Annotated in this window: 16 protein-coding genes and 1 tRNA gene; 9 read left to right on the forward strand and 8 right to left on the reverse strand. The window is 71.2% G+C overall.

Annotation, left to right across the window (positions count from 1 at the left end; translation table 11 throughout):
* Nucleotides 1-573: 573 nt before the first annotated feature.
* Nucleotides 574-647 (reverse strand) — tRNA-Pro (locus tag ACFXKZ_RS11135).
* Between the two features lie 49 nt (nucleotides 648-696).
* Nucleotides 697-1,629, reverse strand: coding sequence for a metallophosphoesterase (locus tag ACFXKZ_RS11140; protein WP_379998868.1), 933 nt, complete (start codon nucleotides 1,627-1,629; stop codon nucleotides 697-699).
* Between the two features lie 157 nt (nucleotides 1,630-1,786).
* Here ACFXKZ_RS11140 and ACFXKZ_RS11145 point away from each other — a divergent pair, with 157 nt between their 5' ends.
* Nucleotides 1,787-2,242, forward strand: a complete 456-nt coding sequence (locus ACFXKZ_RS11145) for a GatB/YqeY domain-containing protein (protein WP_379998870.1) — start codon at nucleotides 1,787-1,789, stop codon at nucleotides 2,240-2,242.
* 272 nt (nucleotides 2,243-2,514) lie between these two features.
* Here ACFXKZ_RS11145 and ACFXKZ_RS11150 read toward each other — a convergent pair whose 3' ends face one another.
* Nucleotides 2,515-4,869, reverse strand: a complete 2,355-nt coding sequence (locus ACFXKZ_RS11150; protein ID WP_379998872.1) for a transglycosylase domain-containing protein — start codon at nucleotides 4,867-4,869, stop codon at nucleotides 2,515-2,517.
* A 369-nt stretch (nucleotides 4,870-5,238) separates the two neighbouring features.
* Between ACFXKZ_RS11150 and ACFXKZ_RS11155 the strand changes: the two genes are divergently transcribed.
* Entirely contained in the window at nucleotides 5,239-5,553 is a 315-nt protein-coding gene (locus ACFXKZ_RS11155) for a WhiB family transcriptional regulator (RefSeq protein ID WP_020554910.1), read from the forward strand.
* A gap of 213 nt (nucleotides 5,554-5,766) precedes the next feature.
* Here the strand turns inward: ACFXKZ_RS11155 and ACFXKZ_RS11160 are convergent, their stop codons facing one another.
* The 4 genes from ACFXKZ_RS11160 to ACFXKZ_RS11175 form a co-directional block, all read right to left on the reverse strand.
* Nucleotides 5,767-6,948, reverse strand: coding sequence for an ArsA family ATPase (locus ACFXKZ_RS11160; RefSeq protein WP_379998874.1), 1,182 nt, complete (start codon nucleotides 6,946-6,948; stop codon nucleotides 5,767-5,769).
* Nucleotides 6,945-8,006 carry an ArsA-related P-loop ATPase gene (locus tag ACFXKZ_RS11165; protein WP_379998876.1) on the reverse strand — a complete coding sequence of 354 codons (1,062 nt, stop codon included), beginning with the start codon at nucleotides 8,004-8,006 and terminating at the stop codon, nucleotides 6,945-6,947. Before ACFXKZ_RS11165 ends, ACFXKZ_RS11160 begins: the two co-directional genes overlap by 4 nt.
* 148 nt (nucleotides 8,007-8,154) lie before the next feature.
* Nucleotides 8,155-9,450 (reverse strand): kynureninase, encoded by a 1,296-nt coding sequence (gene kynU / locus ACFXKZ_RS11170; RefSeq protein ID WP_379998878.1) that lies wholly within the window; start codon nucleotides 9,448-9,450, stop codon nucleotides 8,155-8,157.
* A gap of 22 nt (nucleotides 9,451-9,472) precedes the next feature.
* Nucleotides 9,473-10,336, reverse strand: a complete 864-nt coding sequence (locus ACFXKZ_RS11175; RefSeq protein WP_379998880.1) for a tryptophan 2,3-dioxygenase — start codon at nucleotides 10,334-10,336, stop codon at nucleotides 9,473-9,475.
* A 168-nt stretch (nucleotides 10,337-10,504) separates the two neighbouring features.
* Here ACFXKZ_RS11175 and ACFXKZ_RS11180 point away from each other — a divergent pair, with 168 nt between their 5' ends.
* The 5 genes from ACFXKZ_RS11180 to ACFXKZ_RS11200 all read left to right on the forward strand — a co-directional run bounded on the left by ACFXKZ_RS11180 (nucleotide 10,505) and on the right by ACFXKZ_RS11200 (nucleotide 13,499).
* On the forward strand, nucleotides 10,505-10,957 hold the full coding sequence (locus ACFXKZ_RS11180) for an Lrp/AsnC family transcriptional regulator (protein WP_379998882.1): 453 nt from the start codon (nucleotides 10,505-10,507) through the stop codon (nucleotides 10,955-10,957).
* Nucleotides 10,958-10,968: 11 nt separating this feature from the next.
* Nucleotides 10,969-11,133 (forward strand): DUF4177 domain-containing protein, encoded by a 165-nt coding sequence (locus tag ACFXKZ_RS11185; protein WP_170222226.1) that lies wholly within the window; start codon nucleotides 10,969-10,971, stop codon nucleotides 11,131-11,133.
* On the forward strand, nucleotides 11,130-11,597 hold the full coding sequence (locus ACFXKZ_RS11190; protein WP_379998884.1) for a RidA family protein: 468 nt from the start codon (nucleotides 11,130-11,132) through the stop codon (nucleotides 11,595-11,597). The genes ACFXKZ_RS11185 and ACFXKZ_RS11190 overlap by 4 nt, the downstream gene beginning before the upstream one ends.
* Before the next feature lie 122 nt (nucleotides 11,598-11,719).
* The gene (locus ACFXKZ_RS11195) at nucleotides 11,720-12,595 is read left to right on the forward strand and encodes an NUDIX hydrolase (protein WP_379998886.1); all 876 of its coding nucleotides are present in this window, start codon (nucleotides 11,720-11,722) and stop codon (nucleotides 12,593-12,595) included.
* Nucleotides 12,596-12,674: 79 nt separating this feature from the next.
* Nucleotides 12,675-13,499: an MBL fold metallo-hydrolase gene (locus ACFXKZ_RS11200; protein ID WP_379998888.1), complete on the forward strand. Its 825-nt coding sequence runs from the start codon at nucleotides 12,675-12,677 to the stop codon at nucleotides 13,497-13,499.
* 69 nt (nucleotides 13,500-13,568) lie between these two features.
* Here the strand turns inward: ACFXKZ_RS11200 and ACFXKZ_RS11205 are convergent, their stop codons facing one another.
* Nucleotides 13,569-14,243, reverse strand: coding sequence for a Crp/Fnr family transcriptional regulator (locus ACFXKZ_RS11205; RefSeq protein ID WP_078976497.1), 675 nt, complete (start codon nucleotides 14,241-14,243; stop codon nucleotides 13,569-13,571).
* Between the two features lie 217 nt (nucleotides 14,244-14,460).
* Between ACFXKZ_RS11205 and nth the strand changes: the two genes are divergently transcribed.
* The gene (nth, locus tag ACFXKZ_RS11210; RefSeq protein WP_379998890.1) at nucleotides 14,461-15,351 is read left to right on the forward strand and encodes an endonuclease III; all 891 of its coding nucleotides are present in this window, start codon (nucleotides 14,461-14,463) and stop codon (nucleotides 15,349-15,351) included.
* Nucleotides 15,348-16,082: an NUDIX hydrolase gene (locus ACFXKZ_RS11215; RefSeq protein ID WP_379998892.1), complete on the forward strand. Its 735-nt coding sequence runs from the start codon at nucleotides 15,348-15,350 to the stop codon at nucleotides 16,080-16,082. Before nth ends, ACFXKZ_RS11215 begins: the two co-directional genes overlap by 4 nt.
* The last annotated feature ends 61 nt before the right edge of the window (nucleotides 16,083-16,143 follow it).

Consider the following 16,143-nt stretch of genomic DNA (forward strand, 5'->3'; position numbering starts at 1 on the left):
ACGCCTAGTCCCCTCCAGCAACGCGATCGCCATGATCACGCTTTGGCCAGCCTAGAAAGACGCACGGCGATCAAACAGACTAGATATTGCGGATAAAGCACCCGAATGGTCATAATCGCTGATCTTGTCGCATGATAAAGGTCACGCGCGAGACCCTGGTTAAGGCTTCGGTGAAGGTGTAAGGAGTTCGGCAGACCTTCGGCTGACTCCCCCGGAGCGAAAGGCTGCCTTCCATAGCCCGTGGGTTCATTTGGACCGGGCCATTGAGCCGACCGCTCCAAAAACAATCTCCGGCACTGCGGTGCGTGCCGCCAATGTCTTGAGCTGTGGACCCCAAGCCTGCGACCTGCGGGGCAGCCGCCGCGACCTGAGCATCGTCGGCCGCGAGACTGGCACTGTCCCCACGCGCGATTTGGACCGTCAACTTGCTGGCAGGCTCGGCGCGTTTGTCTTCGGACGCGGTCGCCCAGCGGTCAGCAAGGGCTGCTTGCAGCCGGAGTGGTTGCTGTACTTTCGTGCTGGCAACGTGCCAGAGGCCCTACCGGAATCATCCGATAGGGCCTCTGACCTGGGTCGGGGTGGCGGGATTTGAACCCACGGCCTCTTCGTCCCGAACGAAGCGCGCTACCAAGCTGCGCCACACCCCGATGTTGCGCGTTCAGCTTAGCGGGTCGGGGGGCTGAGGCGAAATCCGGTTTAGCGCGGGGGCGCGGAGGGGGTGCCGGCGGTGGACTGACGGGGGGTCAGGGTGAGGAGCGTGGCCTCCGGGGGGCAGGCGAAGCGGAAGCGGGCGTAGCGGGAGGTGCCGCAGCCGGCGGAGACGTGGAGGTAGGCCTCGCGGTCGGCGGACAGGTGCTTCGAGAGGCCCTTGGCGCGTTTGCGGTCGAGGTCGCAGTTGGTGGTCAGGGCGCCGTAGAAGGGGACGCAGACCTGGCCGCCGTGGGTGTGGCCGGCGATCACCAGCGGGTAGCCCTCCGCGGTGAAGGCGTCGAGGGCGCGCAGGTACGGCGCGTGCACCACGGCCAGCGAGATGTCGGCGCTCCGGTCGGGGCCGCCGGCCACCTGCTCGTAGCGGTCCCGGTCGATGTGCGGGTCGTCCAGGCCGACCAGCTCGATGTCCAGGCCGTCCACCTTGAGCCGGCCGCGCGCGTTGTTGAGGTTTGCCCAGCCCGCCGCGTCGAAGCCGTCGCGCAGGTCGGTCCACGGGTTCTCCCGGCCGAGTCGTCGGGTGCCGTCGTCGCGACGCAGGTAGCCCGTGGGGTCCTTGGGGCGCGGGCCGAAGTAGTCGTTGGACCCGAACACGTACGCCCCGGGCCGACCGAGCAGCGGGCCCAGCGCGTCCAGCGTCTCCGGCACCGCCTCCGGGTCGGACAGGTTGTCGCCGGTGTTCAGCACCATGTCGGGGTGCAGCGCGTCGAGCCGGCGCAGCCACTCCTGCTTGCGGCGCTGACCGGACACCATGTGGATGTCGGACACCTGCAGGATCCGAACCGGCCGGGCGCCGCGCGGCAATACCGGCACCTCGACCCGGCGCAGACGGAACGAACGGGCCTCGTAGGCCGCCGCGTAGGTGAGGCAGGCGGCCCCGGTGGCGGCTACGGCTAGGGGAAAGGCTGAACGCGGTCGCATCCCTCCATGCTGGCAGAGCCGGCCGATGCTCGGCAGTCTCGGCGGCGCACCCGACGTCGCGGGACGGCGGCCGGGCCCGGGCGGGAGTGGTCGGGACGCACTCCGAGCGCGGTAATTCGGTACGGCCACACCGGTCACGGCTGCGACACTTGACCCCATGAGCACCCTCAAGAGCCGTTTGCAGAGCGACCTGACCGCGGCCATCCGGTCCCGTGACGAACTGGTCTCCTCGACGCTGCGCCTCACCCTGACCGCGATCACCAACGAGGAGGTCGCGGGCAAGATCGCCCGCGAGCTGTCCGACGACGAGGTGCTGAAGGTCATCGTGCGCGAGGCCAAGAAGCGTCGCGAGGCCGCCGAGGCCTTCGCGAACGGCGGCCGGGCCGAGTCCGCCGCCCGCGAGCGCGCCGAGGGCGAGGTCCTGGCGGCCTACCTGCCGGCGCAGTTGTCGGACGACGACCTCCGCGCGATCGTCGCCGACGCCATCGCGCAGAGCGGCGCCGCCGGCCCGCAGGCGATGGGTCAGGTCATGAAGGTGGTCCGCCCCAAGATCGGCGACCGCGCCGAGGGCGGCCGGATCGCCGCCGAGATCAAAAGCCAGCTGGCCGGCTGACCACACAGAGCCGACCGCACAGGCCCGACCACACCGGGCGGAGCGCACGGGCCCGACCACACCGGGCGGAGCGCACGGGCCCGACCACACAGGGCCGGTCCCGCGCCCGACCCCGGGTACACCCGCCCGACCTCCGCTCCACACGCCGATGGTGGTGCCCCCGAACACATCGGGAGCACCACCATCGACATTTCCACGAGCGATCACGAGCGATCACGAGCGATCACGAGCGACTACGGGCGATCGCGAGCGCCTCCCGCGATCACCCCCACTCAAAACCCCCCGAAGTCCCCACCCCCGATATCCCCCGTGCTCGGCGGCCGAGTGTGCCCCGGCGGTCGCGGCGTCTCCGGAGGCTTGGTGGCACCGCCCCCACCCGTGGTCGGCGTGGTCGGCGGCGTCACCGGCGGAGTCCACGGCGGCCACGGCGGCCGAGTGCTCCCGCCCCCCGGCGGCCGGTTCTGGTCGCGCGGGTTGGGCTTGCCGTCGTCCGGCTTCTTGTTGGGATCGGGCTTCGGCGGGATCGCGCCCGGGGGCGGGGCGGCGAAGTCCGGCGCGTCCACACCCTTGAGCGCACCCGACATCGCGCTCTTCCAGATCGGTCCGGGGACCTGTCCGCCGTAGACCTTCTCGTACGTGGTCCCGGCGATCTTGATGTCGACCATCTCGACATCGTTCTTGGCGCCACCGATCCACACCGCGGTGGACAGGTTCGGCGTGTAGCCGACGAACCAGGCCGCCTTGCGCTCGTTGGTGGTGCCGGTCTTGCCCGCGTTGTCGCGGTCCTTGAGGCCGGCCTGGGTGCCGGTGCCGTCCTCGACCACACCCTTGAGCAGGGTGTTGATGGTGTCCGCGGTGGACTGCTTCATCACCTGCTTGCAGCCCGCCTGGGGGACGGACAACTTGGTGCCGTCGAGCTTGGCCACCTCGGTGACCGCGATCGGCGTGCAGTACACCCCGCGGCTGGCGAACGTCGCGTACGCCGCCGCCATGTTCATCGGCGCGATGGTGTTGGCGCCGAGCGTCATGCTGGGCACCTGCTTCAGTGCCTCGCCGTTGCCCTGGTGCACACCCATCTGATCGGCCAGCGTCGCGATCGGACACAGCCCCACGTCCTTGGACAGCAGGACGAAGTAGGTGTTGATCGACTTCTCCAGCGCGGTCTGCATGTTCCAGGTGCCGGTCTCGCTGCGGCTCTCGTTCTGCGGCTGGTACTTGGGGTCGCGAGTCGATTCGCCGCAGGTGCGGAACTTCTCCTTCCGCATGTCGATGTCGTAGCCGGTGGAGTATTCTTGGTCGACCTTCATCCCGTTCTCCAGCGCCGCCGCGGCGGTGATGGGCTTGAACGTGGACCCGGTCTGGAAGCCGTACGTCGAGCCGCCCATGTTGTGGTCGACCGAGTAGTTGAGCGTGGTCTCGTAGTCGCCGAACCCGTACGGCCGACTCTGCGCCATCGCCTTGATCTTCCCGGTGCCCGGTTCGACCATGACGACCGCGTCGGCGACCGGGTCCTTTTGCAGTACGCCCTTGGTTGCGGCGGTGTAGGCCGCCTTCTGGGCCTTTCGGTCCAACGTGGTGGTGATCCTCAGGCCGCCCTCGCGCCACATCTTGTCGCGTTCGTCCTTGTTCGCGCCGAACGCCGGGTCGTTCTTGACCACCCGTTCGACGTAGTCGCAGAAGAACGCGGCACCGTCGATCTGATCGGCGGTGATGCAGCCGTTGGGCAGCGGCTGGGTCTTCAGGTTGAGTTCGGTCGCCTTGGCGGTGTCGGCCTCGGCCTGGGTGATGACCTTCACCTCGGCCATGCGCTGCAACACGACGTTGCGTCGATCCCGCGCGGCGTTCGGATAGCCGATCGGGTCGTACGCCGACGGCGCCTGCACCACGCCGGCCAGGGTGGCCGCCTCGGGCAGGGTCAGATCGGCGGCGTGCTTGCTGAAGTAGCGCTGCGACGCGGCCTCGACGCCGTACGCCTGGCGGCCGAAGAAGGTGATGTTGAGATACCGGGTGAGGATCTCGTCCTTCGACAGCCGTTGCTCCAGGCCGATCGCGTACTTCAGCTCCTTGATCTTGCGGGAGACCTCCTGGGCCTGGGCCTTGGCCACCTTGGCCGGGTCGTTGCCGGCCTCCTCCACGAAGATGTTCTTCACGTACTGCTGGGTGAGACTGGATCCGCCCTGCTTGGATCCGGTGCCACCCGACTGCTGGTTGCGCAACAGGGCACGCAGGGTGCCCTTGAGGTCGATCGGACCGTGCTCGTAGTAGCGCGAGTCCTCGATCGCCACGATCGCCTGACGCATGATCGGCGCGATCTGGTCGAAGTTCCTCAGGATGCGATAGCGGTCGTAGACCATCGCGAGCTGGTTGCCCTCGGAGTCGAGGATGTACGACGGCTGCGAGAGGAACGGTTGATCCAGATCACCGGGCAGGTCGTCGAAGTTTTCCGACGCCGCCTTCGCGGACAGGCCGAGGCCGCCCACGAACGGCAGCGCGACTCCCGCGACCAGGGCGCCGGCGAGGATGCTCGCACCCACGAACGCGGCGAACCGTCCCACGAAGCCCAGCGGGGATCGTGGACGGTACGAACCGCGTTTCGGGCGGGCCGAGCCGGAGGAAGTTCGGGCCATGGGCGACAGCCTACGTGCCGAAACACCCTACGCGGCGAAGGCACTTCGCCTAAGCTGGCGGAGCAGCCGGGGGATTCGTGTCATCACGCATTTCACTCTTTGGAGTGAAAGTGGCCGGATGTCGGGTCCTGCTGCCGTCTCTCGTGCCTCCGACGTGCCCTCTTCTGAGTGAAGCCCGGACCCAAAGCGCAAGAGCATTCACCCGGACGGGTGGGTCCATATTTGCGCATAGTCCTTCCGGGCCATCGATGACTGCCCGCGCAGGGGCTGTTGCGCGTGCCCAGGGTTTCGTACCGTCCTGCTTGGCATCGGGAATTCCCGGCGCCGCCGTTGGGGGAGCCTCGAAAATCGGGAGAGGACGGCACCAGCATGAGCTGGGTTACCGACTGGAGCACGCAGGCCGCCTGCCGGAGTACCGATCCGGATGAGCTGTTCGTGCAGGGGGCGGCGCAGAACCGCGCCAAGGCAGTGTGCACCGGATGCCCGGTCCGCACCGAGTGCCTGGCCGACGCGCTGGACAACCGGGTGGAGTTCGGCGTCTGGGGCGGCATGACCGAGCGGGAGCGGCGCGCGCTGCTGCGCCGCCGGCCGATGATCACCTCGTGGCGTCGGCTCCTCGAGACCGCGCGCGAGGAGTACGAGCGCGACATCCACGGAGACGAGGAGTTCCGGGTCGCCGGCTGAACACGTGTCGGCACACGTGGCGCAACACGTGTGGACGACCCGAGGTCGGCACCTTCGAACACCGCCGCATCCGCAACGCCATCGCGCGCGCACGTCACCGCCCGCCGGGGCCGGGAGTCAGGCCCGGGTCCCGGCGGGGTGGTGACGAGACGTCGGGCGGTGGGTCACCGCGGTCCGGATCACCCGGGCCCACGGGTCGGCCCGGCCGCGGGGTCAGCCGGAGCCCAGGCTCTCGCCGATGACACGCAGACCCGCCAGGTCGTGCACGTCTCCGGGCAGCGCCGGGACCTCGGTCACCCGTACCTCGGGGTGGATCGACGTGAAGCGGGTCCGCATGCGCTCCTCGCGGTCGATCACCCGCAGCCGCTCGGCGTGCAGCGTGAGCAGCCCCGCGACCAGCCGCAGATCGGCGGGCTGCGGCGCGTCGTCGGCCGATTCCCCGGCACCGGGGTCGTCGAGGTCTTCGGCCCGCTCGGTCAGCGACTCGGCCGCCGCCAGGCTCCGCTCCGCGGACAGCCGCCCCGCGCTCGTGGCGTGCACCCGGTTGAGTACCAGGCCGGCCAGCGGCATGCGCTCGGTGCCGAGCCGGTCGACGAAGTACGCGGCCTCGCGCAGCGCGTCCTTCTCCGGCGCGGCGACCACCAGGAACGAGGTGCCCCGGGCCTGGAGCAGCTTGTAGGTCGCGTCGGCCCGCTTGCGGAAGCCGCCGAAGGTGGTGTCGAGCGCGGCCACGAAGGTCTGGATGTCGGTCAGCAGGTGGGTGCCGACCACCTTGCTCAGCGCGCCGGTCATCATGCCCATGCCCGCCGACAGGAACTTGAGCGCGCCGCGTCCGCCGACCTTGGCGGGGGCGGACAGTATCCGGATCAGCCGGCCGTCCAGGAACGAGCCGAGACGCTGGGGGGCGTCCAGGAAGTCGAGGGCGGAGCGACTCGGCGGGGTGTCCACCACGATCAGGTCCCACTCGCCGGTCGCGTGCAACTGGCCCAGCTTCTCCATCGCCATGTATTCCTGCGTGCCGGCGAAGCTGGAGGACAACGACTGGTAGAAGGGGTTGTCGAGGATCTGCTGCGCGCGCTCGGGGTCGGCGTGTTGTTCGACGATCTCGTCGAACGTGCGCTTCATGTCGAGCATCATCGCGTGCAGGCTGCCGCCCTTGGTCTCGTCGACGTCGAGGACCCGGCGGGGCGTGTTGTCCAACTCGGTCAGCCCCATCGACTGGGCCAGTCGGCGTGCCGGGTCGATGGTCAGCACCACCACGTCGCGACCACGCTCGGCCGCGCGCAGCCCGAGCGCCGCGGCCGTGGTGGTCTTGCCCACGCCGCCGGAGCCGCAACACACCAGGATGCGGGTGCCCGGGTCGTCGAGCAGCGCGTCGATCTCCAGCCTGTTCATGCCATCCCCTGCTCGCGCAGCGCTTCGGCGAGGCGGTACAAACCGCCCAGATCCATCCCGTCGGCCAGCAGCGGCAGTTCGTAGACCGGCAGATCCAGGCCGCGGACCAGGGCCCGGCCGGTGCTCTCCAACTCGATCCGACTCGCGTGCTCGTCGGCCTCGCCGAGCAGCGAGGCGACCAGCAGCCGGGTGGGCTTGATCCCGCCCGCGAGCAGCCCGGCCTCGAGCAGCTCGGGCGTCAGCCGCCGGCCGGTGTCGCTCTCGTCCTCGGCCTGGAGCGGCGGGCGGGCCATGTTGATCACCACACCGCCGGTGGGCAGGCCCGACGCGCGCAGTTCGGCGACACCGTCCACGGTCTCCTGGACCGGCATCTCCTCGAGCAGGGTGACCAGGTGCACCGCGGTCTGCGCCGAGCGGATCACCCCCATCACCGCCTCGGCCTGGGTGTGGATCGGGCCGAACCGGGCCAGCCCGGCCACCTCGGTGTTGACGTTGAGGAACCGCGCGATGCGCCCGGTCGGCGGCGCGTCCATCACCACCGCGTCGTAGGCGAACGCCCCCTGCACCCGCCGCCGGGCCGACTCGCACGCCTTCCCGGTCAGCAGCACGTCGCGCAGACCCGGCGCGATGGTGGTGGCGAAGTCGATCGCGCCCAGCTTCTTCAGGCCCTTACCGGCCCGGCCCAGGTGGTAGAACATGTCGAGGTATTCGAGCAACGCCTCCTCCGGGTCGATCGCGAGCGCGTACACCTCGCCACCACCCGGGGCGACCGCGATCCTGCGGTCCTCGTAGGGCAGATGCGGACAGTCGAAGAGCTGCGCGATGCCCTGCCGACCCTCGACCTCGACCAGCAGCGTGCGCCGCCCGCCGGTGGCCAGCGCCAGGGCGAGGGCGGCGGCCACCGTGGTCTTGCCGGTGCCGCCCTTGCCGCTGACCACGTGCAGGCGCACGCCCTCCCAATCGGCGTCGCCGTCGGTCGTGCGTGCGCCCGCCGGCCACGTGGTCACGGCAGCCGCCCGGCGGAACGGGGCGGCGCGCTCGGCTCGGGGCGGCGGCATGCCCGGATCCCTGCCCTCGAAGGCTTGCGCCATTCGGCCGCACGCGTGCAACCACCGGACCCGTGTGACCTCGCACCCAAACTCACGAGTCGAGCCTAACCACCCGCTCCCTGCCGGGTCGGAGGTGATCCCCCCGGGGTGACTCGCGTCACGTCACCGTCGACCGAACGGCGTAGCGCGCTTCCTTGTACGCCCCCGTCTCCAGGATGTCCCCGAGCACCCGCGCGGCCTCGACCACGTCGGCGTGTCCGATGTAGAGCGGGTTGAAGCCGAAGCGCAGCACGTCCGGCGGTCGCACGTCGCCGATCACCCCCCGGTCGATCAGCGCCGCCATCACCGCGTGCGCCTCGGAGTGGCGCACCGCGACCTGGCTGCCGCGCCGCGCGTGCTCGGTCGGGGTCAGCGTCTCCAGGCCCAGGTCGTGCACACACGCGATGAACAGGTCGGTCAGTGCCAGGCCCTTGGCTCGCACCTCTGCCATGGACACCCCGTCGTAGGCGTCGAGGGCGGCCTCCAGGGCGAGCATGGACAGCAGCGGGGGCGTGCCGATCCGGGCCCGTTCGATGCCGGGCGCCGGGGCGTAGCCGGCCTCCATGCCGAACGGGTTCGCGTGCCCGTGCCAGCCGGTCAGCGCCGGCTCGAACGCGGCGATGTGCCGCTCGGCGACGTAGACGAACGCCGGCGCGCCGGGCCCGCCGGACAGGTACTTGTAGCCGCAGCCCACCGCGAGGTCCACCTCGTGCGCGTCCAGGTCGATGGGGAACGCGCCCGCGGAGTGGCACAGGTCCCACAGGGCCAACGCGCCGGCGGTGTGCGCGGCGGCGGTCAGGCCGGGCAGGTCGCGCAGCTCGCCGCTGCGGTAGTCGACGTGGTTGTACGCGATCACCGCGATCGTGTCGCTGTCCGCGCGCAACACCTCGGCCGCCTCGCCGACCGGTACCCGGCGCACCTGGGCACCGAGCAGGCCGGCGATCGAGTCGGCCAGGTAGAGGTCGGTCGGGAAGCTGTCCGGGTCGGCCAGCACCACGGTGCGCCCCGGGCGCAGTCGCAGCGCGCCCGCGATCGCGTTGAAGATCTGTACCGACGTCGAGTCGCCGCAGACCACCCGGCCGGGCGCCGCGCCGATCAGCGCGCCGATCCGGTCGCCGATCCGCGCGGGCGCGCCCCACCAGTCGTTGGCGTTCCAGGAACGGATCAAGTCCGTGCCCCACTGCCGGTGCACCGCGTCCCGCAGCGCCTCGGGCACGCCGGCGGGCAGCGCGCCGAGCGAGTTGCCGTCGAGGTAGATCACACCCTCCGGCAGCAGGAACCGCTCGCGCACGTGCGCCAGCGGATCGGCGGCGTCGAGCGCGGCCGCGGTGGTGCTCCGCCCGGCCGCGAGGCCGGCGGTCGAGCGTTGGTCCGACGAATCGTCGGCGACCGTGTTCAACGAGGAATCCGACATGCTCCACCAGTCTTTCGATGAATCAGGACTTCGATGGTTCGACCAAGGTGCGCATGGTCCACAACTCGGGAAAAACGCGCACGCGAACGGTCTGTTCCAACCAAGAAGCACCGGCCGAACCGCCCGTTCCCGGTCGGTTCCCCAGCGCTCGCAGTGTGGCGGCCAGGTGTCGCTCGCGCCAGCGGGTCCAGCGCTCGGAGATGTCGGTCAACACCTCGCCGAGAGCGACCAGATCGCGCACCCCGTCGGTGTAGGCGCCCGCCCACGCGCGTTCGACGTCCTCCGTCGGCTCGTAGGGCCGGCTCGGGTCGGGCCGCCCGCTCGCGGCCTCGCACAGGCCCCGCCGGGCGAGCAGGTCGAGTGCGTGGTCGTACAGGCTCGGCGCCCGCAACGCCCGATCCAGCTCCGCGTGCACGTCCGGGGCGCCCACGTAGCCCCGTAGCACTCCCGCGCGCTTGATCCCGAGCAGGAACTCCAGGTGCCGGTACAGGTAAGACTGGAAGCCGGATGCCTCGCCCAGCTCCTCGCGGAACGCGCCGAACTCGCCGGGGGTGAGCGTGGCGAGCAGGTCCCACGTGGACACCAGCACGTCCAACTCGCGCCCGCTGCGCCGCAGCGTGTCGGTCGCGCCCGCCACGTCGTCGGCGTCGAGCCGCTCGCCCGCGATCGTCCACTCATGTCGGAGCAGCGCGAACAACAACTCCATCACCTGGGACGCGATCAGGAACGACATCTCGGCGGGCACGTCGGTGCGGGTGCGCTGGAGGGACAGCAGGGTGTCGAGCCGCACATAGTCCCCGTAGGGGACCGCGCCGGGCTCACACGCATCCGGCGGGTGGACGCCGTGCGCCGGTTCGCTTCGGGGCGTAGGTGCGCCGACCGCCATACGTCCACCTCTCGCGCCGGGCCCGCCGGGGGCCGGTCGGGGAGTGCCCACATGCAATCGTGCGACGGCTCGGTTGGGAATGGGCGTCGAACCTCGGAACGGCCGATTCGGTTTACGCTCGCAACGTGTCGGACGACATACCCTCACGATCGTGAACGGAGGGCGAACATGGACGCGATCGACCGCAGACTGCTCGCCGAACTGCAACGCGACGCCCGGACCTCGCTCAACGAACTGTCCCGGCGGATCAACCTCTCCGCGCCGGCGGTGGCCACCCGGGTGCGCCGGCTCGAACACAGCGGCGTGATCACCGGCTACCACGCGCACGTGGACCCGGCCGCGGCCGGCCGCGGCGTGGTCGCCCTGGTCCGGATGAACTGCTACGGCCCGGGCTGTCTGCTGCGCCGCGACGCGGACACGGTGCGCGAATGGCCCGAGGTGCTCCAGGTGCACCGGGTCACCGGCGACGCGTGTTGCCTGCTGATGGTCGCGGTCGCCACCATGGTCGACTTCCAGGTGCTCATCGACCGGCTCGCCGAGCACGGCAAACCCTCCAGCACGATGGTGTTGTCCTCGCCGGTGGCGTGGCGCCCCGTCGAACCGCCGGACGTGTCGGTCTAAAGTCTGGACCCATGACGAAGTGGGAATACGTGACCGTCCCCCTGCTGGTGCACGCGACCAAGCAGATTCTGGACAACTGGGGCGACGACGGCTGGGAACTCGTCCAGGTGGTGCCGGGTCCGAACCCGGAGAGCCTGGTGGCCTACATGAAGCGGGCGAAGCAGGTGGCGGCGTGAGCGAGGTACACCCCGAACAGCGCATCACCGACCTGGGCCTGACGCTGCCCGGCGTGGTGCCTCCGGTCGCGGCCTACGTGCCCGCGGTCCGCACCGGCAATTACATCCACACCTCCGGCCAGCTGCCGATGATCGAGGGCAAGTTGCCCGCGACCGGCAAGGTCGGCGCCGAGGTCACCGCCGAGGAGGCGAAGGACCTCGCGCGGCAGTGCGCGCTCAACGCGCTCGCGGCGGTCAAGGCCGAACTCGGCGACCTCGCGCTGGTGCGCCGGGTGGTCAAGGTGGTCGGCTTCGTGGCCAGCGCCCCCGACTTCACCGGGCAGCCCGGCGTGATCAACGGCGCCAGCGAACTGCTCGGCGAGGTCTTCGGCGAGGCCGGCCAGCATGCGCGCAGCGCGGTCGGCGTGGCGGTGCTGCCGCTCGACGCCCCGGTCGAGGTGGAGATCCTCGTCGAGGTGGTCTGACCCGAACGGCGCGCGTCCGTTCGGGTACGCGCGGAGCGGACCCGCACCCGAAAGGGGCGGGTCCGCTCGGTTTCGGGGGGTCAGGGATGGAACTTGACTCGGTCAGGCGTACGATCCGGCGCATGGCCGAAACGGGGAGTACGCAAGCCGGGAACGCCCAGCCGGGCATGCCCGCGTCCTGGACCGAACGGGCCCGCGCGATCATCGCCGGCGAGGCCGAACCGGTGCCCCCGCGCCGCGCGGCGACCGTGGTGCTGCTGCGCGACCGTCCCCGAGGGGCCGAGGCGTACCTGCTGCGCCGGCACACCACGATGAAGTTCGCGGCCGGGATGTACGCCTTCCCCGGCGGCGGGGTCGACCCCCGCGACGCGGACCACTCGCCCGCCTGGGCCGGACCCGAACCCGCCGAGTGGGCCGAACGGCTGGGCACCACGGTCGCCGAGGCCCGCGCGATCGTGTGCGCGGCAGTGCGGGAGACCTTCGAGGAATCCGGCGTGCTGCTCGCCGGGCCCGACCCGACCACCGTCGTCTCGGACACCACCGGTGCCGACTGGGAGGCCGACCGCGCCGCGCTGGTGGCCCGCGAGCGCACCTTCACCGAGTTCCTGGCCGGCCGCGACTTGGTGCTGCGCTCCGACCTGCTCGGCGCGTGGGCGCGCTGGATCACCCCGGAATTCGAGGACCGGCGCTACGACACGTGGTTCTTCGTCGCCGCGCTGCCCGCCGGCCAACGCACCCGCGACGTCTCGGGCGAGGCGGACCGGGTCACCTGGGCCCGCCCCGCCGACGCGCTGGCCCAACACCGCGCGCAGGAGATGGCGATGTTGCCCCCCACCATCGACATGCTGCGCCACCTGGCCGAACTCGCCGACCCCGCCGCCGCGCTGGCCGCCGCCGCGGACCGCGAGATCAGCCCGATCATGGCGCAAGGCCGCTTCGACGGAGACCGCCTCGTGCTCGAATGGCCCGGCATCGCGGACCCGTTCGGTCTGCGCTGACCCCGCGTCGGCGCCCCGGGGGCCGATACGCAACGATCCACCGTTCGGTCCCGGGCACCCGAGGTACAGGATGGCGACCATGAACGCACAGCCCCTGCCCGGCAACCCTCGCGTGAGCATCGGCGGACCCGCGAGCGCGCGGGTGACCTGTCTGCTCGCGCCCAACCCGAGCGTGATGTCGCTCGACGGCACCAACACCTGGATCGTGGCCGAGCCCGGCGCGGACACCGCCGTGGTGATCGATCCGGGCCCCGACGACGAGGGCCATCTGCGCGCGATCGTCGCCGCGGTCGAGGCCGAGGGCCGCCGGGTGGGCCGGATCCTGCTCACCCACGGCCACCCCGACCACTCGGCGGGCGTGGCGGGCCTGAAGGCGCTCACCAACGCGGTGGTGCACGCGGTCGACCCGCAGTGGCGCTACGGCGGCGAGGGCCTGACCGACGGGCAGGTGATCGACGACGGCGGACTCGATCTGCGCGTGCTGGCCACACCCGGCCATTCGGGTGACTCGGTGTGCTTCGTGGTGGCCGCGGACCGGTTCGTGATCACCGGCGACACCGTGCTCGGCCGCGGCACCACGGTGGTCGCGCATCCCGACGGCCGCCTGGGCGACTACCTGGACTCGCTGCGCCGGCTGCGCGCGCTGGCCGGATCCGGCGAGATCACCGCCGTGCTGCCCGCGCACGGCCCGATCCTGGACGACGCGGCCGGCGTGCTCGACTTCTACCTGGCGCACCGTGCGGCCCGGCTGGCCCAGGTGGAGGCCGCGGTCGCCGCGGGCGACACCACCGCCGAGGAGGTCGTCCGGCGGGTCTACGCCGACGTGGACCGGGACGTGTGGTGGGCCGCAGAGCTGTCGGTCCGCGCCCAGCTGGAGTATCTGGCCGAGCGCGCCGACGCCTGAGCGCACCGCCGCCCGAACACGACCGTGGGCCCGCCGCCGGCGGGCCCACGGTTCGATGTGTACGAAGTGCTAGCGCGAGCGGCGCGACAACCGTTCGACGTCCATCAGGACCACCGCACGCGCCTCCAGCCGCAGCCAACCCCGGCTCGCGAAGTCGGCCAGCGCCTTGTTGACCGTCTCCCGCGAGGCGCCGACCAGCTGGGCCAGCTCCTCCTGGGTGAGGTCGTGCGCCACGTGGATGCCCTCGTCGGCCGGCACGCCGAACCGGCGGGACAGGTCGAGCAGCGCCTTGGCCACGCGGCCCGGCACGTCGGAGAAGACCAGGTCGCCCAGGCTCTCGTTGGTCCGCCGGAGCCGACGGGCTATCGCCCGCAGCAGTGCCGCGGCGACCTTGGGCCGACCGGTCAGCCACGGCTGCAGGTCGGAGTGGCCCAGGCCGAGCAGCCGCACGTCGGTCAGCGCGGTCGCGGTCGCCGTACGCGGTCCGGGGTCGAACAGCGACAACTCGCCGAACATCTCGCCCGGGCCGAGCACCGCGAGCATGTTCTCCCGGCCGTCGTTGGAGCTGCGGTGCAGCTTGATCTTGCCCTCGATCACCACGTAAAGCCGGTCGCCCGGGTCACCTTCGTGGAAGAGCGAGTCCCCGCGCTCGAGCCCGACCTCCGTCATGGAGGCCCGCAGCTCGGCGGCGTCCTCATCTTCGAGCGCCGCGAACAGCGGAGCCCGCTGCAAAACGTCGTCCACGAGGTTCCTCCTAGGCCGGCCTGGTCGACACCAATGAAGCCGGACGGTCAAACAGTGCGATCGGTCACAGTCTGACGCACCGGTACCCGCAATCATCACGCGGGGTGGCCTGGATCACGAACGGGCGGATCCACAGTAACCGGACATGTCGCTCCTGTGATCGAGCGTGTGCGGACTGCTCGACCGTAGTGCCCGCGCATCTGCGTACTCTGGCCGGGTGTCGAGCAACGTGACGGAGCCCGCGCCGCGCGGGTCGCGGAGCACCGCGAAGGTCGTGAAAGCCACAAAAGCCGGGAAGGGCGAGTCCCGCCTGGCGCTGGTGCGCCGTGCGCGCCGGATCAACCGCGAACTGGGCGAGATATACCCGGGCGCGCACTGCGAACTCGACTACGGCGACGCGTTCCAGTTGCTGGTCGCCGTGGTGTTGTCCGCGCAGACCACCGACCGCCGGGTCAACACGGTCACCCCGGCGCTGTTCGCCCGCTTCCCCGACGCCGCCGCGATCGCCGCGGCGGAACCGGCGGAGCTGGAGTCGATCATTCAGCCGACCGGGTTCTTCCGGGCCAAGACCCGCTCGGTGCAGGGCCTGGCCCAGGCGCTCCTGGACCGCTACGCCGGCGAGGTGCCGGGGCGGCTCGCCGACCTCGTCACCCTGCCGGGGGTCGGCCGCAAGACCGCCAACGTGGTGCTCGGCGAGGTCTTCGACGTCCCCGGGATCACCGTCGACACCCACTTCGGGCGACTGGCCCGCCGCTTCGGGTGGACCACCGACGACGATCCGGTCCGGATCGAGAAGGAGGTCGGCGCGCTCTTCCCGCGCCGCGACCTGACCCTGCTCTCGCACCGGGTGATCTTCCACGGCCGCCGGGTGTGCCACGCCCGCCGGCCCGCCTGCGGGGCGTGCCCGATCGCGCCGTTGTGTCCGGCCTACGGCGAGGGCGAGACGGACCCGATCAAGGCCCGGGCCCTGCTCAAGTACGAGATGGCCGGACAACCCGGCCAACGGCTCAAGCCGCCGGCCAAACCGGTACTGGCCCAGCCGACCGAGCAGGCCGAGCCGACGCAGGACGCACCGAAAGCACCGAAAGACGAGGGGGACGCCGGGTGACGCAGACCGGGACCGGGATCCAGACGTGGGCCGAGGCCGACCTGCCGGAGTGGCTGCGCCCGGTGGCGCGCGCCGCCCGGTCGGTCAGCCCCGAACAGCTCAGCCGCTTCCTGCCGCCCGCCGAGGGCGGCCGGCGCTCCGCCGTACTGATCCTGTTCGGCGAGGGCCCCGAGGGACCCGACCTGCTGCTGCTCCAGCGTGCCGCGACGCTGCGCTCGCACGCGGGCCAGGCCGCCTTCCCCGGCGGCTCGGTGGATCCGGGCGACGACGGGCCCGAGGGCACCGCGCTGCGCGAGGCGCAGGAGGAGGTGGGGCTCGACCCCGCCGGGGTGCGGGTCTTCGGCCGACTGCCCGACCTGTACATCCCGGTGAGCAACTTCGTGGTCACGCCCGTGCTCGCCTGGTGGCATCAAGAGAGCGAGGTGGCCCCGGGCGCGCCGGAGGAGGTCGCGCGGGTGTTGCGGGTGTCCATCGCCGAACTCGCCGACCCGGCCAATCGGGTCCGGCTGCGGCATCCCGGCGGCCACCTGGGACCGGCGTTCGAGGTGCAGGACCTGGTGGTCTGGGGCTTCACCGCGGGGCTGATCGACCGGGTGCTGCACCACACCGGGTGGGAGCGGCCGTGGGATCCCCGGCGCGAGATCACCCTGTCCGACGCCGAGGACCGACTGGCCCGGCGCGGCTTCGACCCCTACGAGGAGACCGCCTCCGAACCCGAGGCCCGGGACTGATCGGCGCCCAGGCCCTGTCCGACGGATTCCGGCGCGGCCTCGGCGACACCGATGCGACGCC

Origin of the sequence: Embleya sp. NPDC059237, assembly GCF_042754105.1 — a bacterium.
Taxonomy (GTDB): Bacteria; Actinomycetota; Actinomycetes; order Streptomycetales; family Streptomycetaceae; genus Embleya.